Origin of the sequence: Lancefieldella parvula, from assembly GCF_963530955.1 — a bacterium.
Lineage (GTDB): Bacteria > Actinomycetota > Coriobacteriia > Coriobacteriales > Atopobiaceae > Lancefieldella > Lancefieldella parvula_A.
In genome coordinates this window covers 1-4,430 of sequence record NZ_CAUSFQ010000100.1, presented here as the reverse complement: position 1 = coordinate 4,430, position 4,430 = coordinate 1, and the positions used below count along the sequence as shown (strand labels likewise).

Sequence of the window (4,430 nt, the reverse complement as noted above, 5' to 3'; positions counted from 1 at the left end):
GTTAAACGCAGCCCATCTAAACAGCTGATCAAAGTAAACACCACGAACACCAAGACACTCAAGAAGAGGCAAACCAAAGCTCACAAAGAGCGTGAGCGACATAACATAAAGCAGGGTTTCTTTCTTTTGAACTACCAAAGAAAGCACAGGTGTCAAAAGATACAGATACAAAATGGTATAGATAAACCAAAGAGTGCTATTGATATTGTTAGTCATAAAGCGCTTTACAAAATCAGCAACACCAGCGCTTGCCGCAACCTCTTCGGCACCCCAAAACTTTGTAGGAAAAAGCACGTACATCAGATACACCGCTACGCTGCCAAAAATGAGCGCCATCAGCGTCTTTCTTGCACGCTTCATAAAGAATGTTTTTGTGGAGTATTTACTTCTATACCCAAGCAGATTCATACCACTCAGCATAAAAAAGATGGGTACCGCATAAATAAACGCTGCTTGCAGAGCTAAAGAGAAAGCCCATGTTTTAGTGTGCGCAAGAGAAAAAACGTTGAGCGAGGTATGTAACATAACAACAGCAATACCTGCCAAAATGGTAAGAACATCTGCAAAAACAAATCGTTTCTTAACGGTAGTTGCTTTTGAAGAAACTGTAGCTTTTTCCACGGACTTCTCCCCAAATCAATCAAACTTCATCTATGCTTAGTATACGAAAAGTACCAGCAGGAAAGAGGCATCATGGCAAATGTCGTTGACTATCTACACTGGCGCGGCGATCTGACGTTTGAGAATGACCCTTTTAACAACGTCGATAACCTGATTCTCTCAATCCTTTCCTATCTGGGATTTGGCGGCATAGTGCCTTCTGAGCGTAGCGAGAAACGCATTCTGCTTGGTGACGCTTGCGCCAAAATGCTGAAGAAACTCGATGACGACCCGTCTCTTATCACGGGATTTTCTCGCGTTGATGGAACTTTTCTTGAGGCACTGGTTAACGCTCCCCGCTTTGCCAACATTGAGCTTGGCCGCTATGTAGACCGCATTAATGTCGAGAAAAACCTACAGTTTGCAGCGTTTACCGCTTATCTTCCTACGGGGCAGATGTTTGTTTCTTTTAGAGGAACTGACGGCACGCTCGTTGGCTGGCGAGAAAACCTTAACCTTAGCTTCCAGGTTACATCCGCTGATAAATCAGCAGCACTATACCTTGAGAAGCGTATTCGCGAACACCTTGCAGATGGTAATAGTACTACCTGCGCAAACGTTATGGTTGGCGGTCACTCTAAGGGCGGCAACCTTGCGGCATACGCAGCAACAGTTTGCCCTGAAGAACTGCTTGGCACGTTTGATCGCGTCTGGAGTAACGACGGTCCTAACATGTGTCCAGAAATTCTTCCCGCCACAGCCCATAAGGTACTTGGAGATAAATACATTCGTATTTTGCCTGAGTTTAGTGTGGTTGGCATGATTTTTGATGATCCTGCTGTTCCGAAGCTCATCGTAAAAAGCTCCGAGACAGGTATGATGGCTCACGACGGTGTTTCATGGCAGGTCATGCGCGACACCTTTGAGTTTGCTGATGATTTCCAGCTGGAATGTAAAAAAATTAATGAAGCGTTTAGCAACTGGTATAAAGAACTCCCCCTCTCTGATCGAGAGCACTTTACCAATGAGCTCTTCGACGCACTCTCTGCAGGCGGAGCAGTCTATTTCAGCGACATTATTAGCTCGCCCGCAAACTTACAGCCTGTTGTTGCAGCACTCACTAAAACAGAAAAGCAAACCAAAGAAGTCTTTTTTGACCTCCTTAGTTCGCTTGTCAATGCATCAGCAACATCTTTGATTGAAAACATTACTGAGTCTTCCCAGATTTCTCAGCTAACTTCTGCTATCTCAGAAAGCTTTGCCAAACTGGATAAAGCCCAGAAGGAACTTACGAAAGGTTCTCCTTCTTCAGACCAGTAAGGCTAATCACAATTGAAGAGACAATTGAGATAACTAGTGATACCAGTATAGCGGTGCCTAAAGAATCAATAGCAACGCCCGCATGCAGCAAATTCCTAGAAATAAAACTTGAAAGCTCAAGCATAAAAGCATTAATAAAGAGTGAGAAAATACCTAGGGTCAGCACATTAATAGGCAATGAGAGTAGCTTAACAACAGGCTTAATGCCCGTATTGACTGCTGCGAGTACTAACGAGAACAGAATAGGACCTGCCCACGAGCCTCCCACAATAGTTAGACCTGGAATTAAGGTGCAGGCCACCAACGTAGCAACAGTAGTTACAAGCCATGTTGCAACAAATGTCATACTAACCTCTCTTTGAAAAAAGCCCGGCAAAGCCGGGCTTGACGTGCACTTTTATGTAAGTTAGAAACTTACTCGCCGAAGCCGCTGTCAACAAGAGCAACGAGAGCGTCAAGGGCTGCCTGCTCGTCAGCGCCGTCGCATGCAATCTCAATCTTGGTGCCAGTACCAAGGCCAGCAGCAAGAATCATCATGATGGACTTAGCGTTAACTGGTGCGGAGTCCTTGTCAACATTCTTGATGGTGACGTTGCTCTCAAACTTCTTTGCCTCAGAAACAAAGACGGATGCTGGACGAGCGTGAAGACCAGTTGCATTGATGATAGTAGTCTGCTTTGAAACCATAAGTGGACTCCCCTTCCGGAAACCAAAAATCTACTCGAGAGTTATTCTCGATTAATCGTTACTATCGTAACAAAACATAACGTATTATATCCAATCTTATTTCCAGAAAGAACCAAATTAGACTATGATTTGCTCAAAAACAGGGTAAAAATAAAAAGTCGGAACTCTTGTAGGAGGTTCACCATGGCTGAAAACGATATCCAAAACTCAAAACCTGAGGAATTGGACACGATAGATACTCAAGTAACCACTTCTAATGAGCAGAATGAGTCTGCAGACACACCTGAACCCAGCAAATCCCAGGACATTCAAAAGATTGCCAAGGACACTACTCAGGTTGTAGCAAAAGGTGTTAGCAGCGCATTTGAGAGCGCCACAACCGCTGTTGCAGAAGGTTTCCAGGCTACCAAAGAAGTCCACAACGCTGCCAAAGAGACAAACTCTGCAAAGCAAGAGCTTAAGCAGATGCAAGAACACCTTGCTCAAGACAAGCAAGATCTAGAACACAGAGACTACGTACAGAGCTCATTTGACCAGATTATTGCTGAGCAAGAGAAAATTTTTGCAGAAACCGCTCAGGTCATGAGCGATCAATCTACGCAAGTGGACCTTCTCACGGTTAAGAAAAACCAGCTTATTCAGAAGCTTGAACAGCAAAAAGTTGACGACGAAGCAAAGATTAAGCCTTACAAAGAAGTTGCTGCCACAGCAAAAGGCAGGCTAGACGATATTTCAAAAACAATCTCTGAGGCACAGCGTGGTGTTAAAAACGCCGAGGCTCAGCTTAAAGAAGTTACCGAGAAACGCGATGCTGCTGTAGCGTCTGCAAATAAAGCACTGGAAAACTCCCAGGCAAGACAGCTTTCTCTGAGAGAGGAGCTTGCTGGTCTTAAGACAGACCCTGCTGCTAACCACGATGCAATTGTTCGTATTGAGGAAGACCTTAAGTCAGAGCTTGCTCGTGCAGAGCAGGCCCAAAAGCAAGTTGAGGAACTACAGAACTCTTTCCAGTCTTCACTTGAGATGGCACAAACGCATTACTGGACCCAGGGCAAATCGTTGGAATCCTCAGAGTCTTCTATTGATGCAGCACGCAAAGATTATGAGCAGAAACAGCAGGAATATGACGCCGTGGTAGCTGAGGCTAATGCTCGTCAGAGGATTCTAAGCAAAGATATAGAGAGTCTTGAAGAGAAAATTAAGACAGCCAAGGAGCTCTTTAACGAAGCAGCAGATAAACATGATGAAGCACAGTCGATTATTGACGATGCTAAAGAAATTCATGCAACACCAGAAATTACTGAGCAGCTCAGAAAGTCTGTTGACGAGCAAGTAATGAACATCAATACCAAGCAGCTCACCCTTAAAGAGCTTATTACTGGCGAGAAAATCCTTCGAGAGACAACTCGTGGTCAGCGCATTGGCTTCATCATTGTTGTTCTTGGCATGATAGCGATTCTTGCGTCTTTTGTTTGGCTGATTTTTAACTGGTAATTTAGTCTTTGCCCAGACAAATCATCTTATGAAAAAAGTGCTCACAATACTGTGAGTACTTTTTCTACATCTAAACTCTCAATTTAAACGTAAGGGTCACGGTCACGTAACCAAGCACACTAAATGATGATCATGGCATCACCAAATGACAAGAAGCGGTACTTCTCGTCAAGAGCACTTTGATAGGCGTCCATAATCTGCTCGCGCGTTGCAAACGCAGAAACCAGCATCATCAAAGTTGAACGCGGAACGTGGAAGTTGGTCACCATGGTGTCTACCACGTGGAACGTAGAGCCTGGCATCAAATAGAGATTGGTGGTTGCGTTTTC

General features: G+C 44.4%; 6 protein-coding genes. 2 read left to right on the top strand and 4 right to left on the bottom strand.

What is annotated here, in order from left to right; all coding sequences use genetic code 11:
* Positions 1-621 (bottom strand): acyltransferase (locus RWJ43_RS06120; protein WP_314008982.1); only part of this gene is annotated, 621 nt, incomplete at its 3' end.
* 72 nt (positions 622-693) lie between these two features.
* On the opposite strand from RWJ43_RS06120, the gene RWJ43_RS06115 reads away from it, so the two are divergent.
* Positions 694-1,920, top strand: a complete 1,227-nt coding sequence (locus RWJ43_RS06115) for an Mbeg1-like protein (protein WP_314008980.1) — start codon at positions 694-696, stop codon at positions 1,918-1,920.
* On the opposite strand, the gene RWJ43_RS06110 is transcribed toward RWJ43_RS06115, so the two are convergent.
* On the bottom strand, positions 1,889-2,266 hold the full coding sequence (locus RWJ43_RS06110; protein WP_314008979.1) for a phage holin family protein: 378 nt from the start codon (positions 2,264-2,266) through the stop codon (positions 1,889-1,891). The genes RWJ43_RS06115 and RWJ43_RS06110 overlap by 32 nt on opposite strands.
* 68 nt (positions 2,267-2,334) lie before the next feature.
* Entirely contained in the window at positions 2,335-2,607 is a 273-nt protein-coding gene (locus RWJ43_RS06105) for an HPr family phosphocarrier protein (protein ID WP_035427753.1), read from the bottom strand.
* A gap of 183 nt (positions 2,608-2,790) precedes the next feature.
* On the opposite strand from RWJ43_RS06105, the gene RWJ43_RS06100 reads away from it, so the two are divergent.
* Positions 2,791-4,101 (top strand): hypothetical protein, encoded by a 1,311-nt coding sequence (locus tag RWJ43_RS06100; protein ID WP_314008977.1) that lies wholly within the window; start codon positions 2,791-2,793, stop codon positions 4,099-4,101.
* Positions 4,102-4,220: 119 nt separating this feature from the next.
* Here the strand turns inward: RWJ43_RS06100 and RWJ43_RS06095 are convergent.
* Positions 4,221-4,430 (bottom strand): S-adenosylmethionine:tRNA ribosyltransferase-isomerase (locus tag RWJ43_RS06095; RefSeq protein WP_314008975.1); only part of this gene is annotated, 210 nt, incomplete at its 5' end.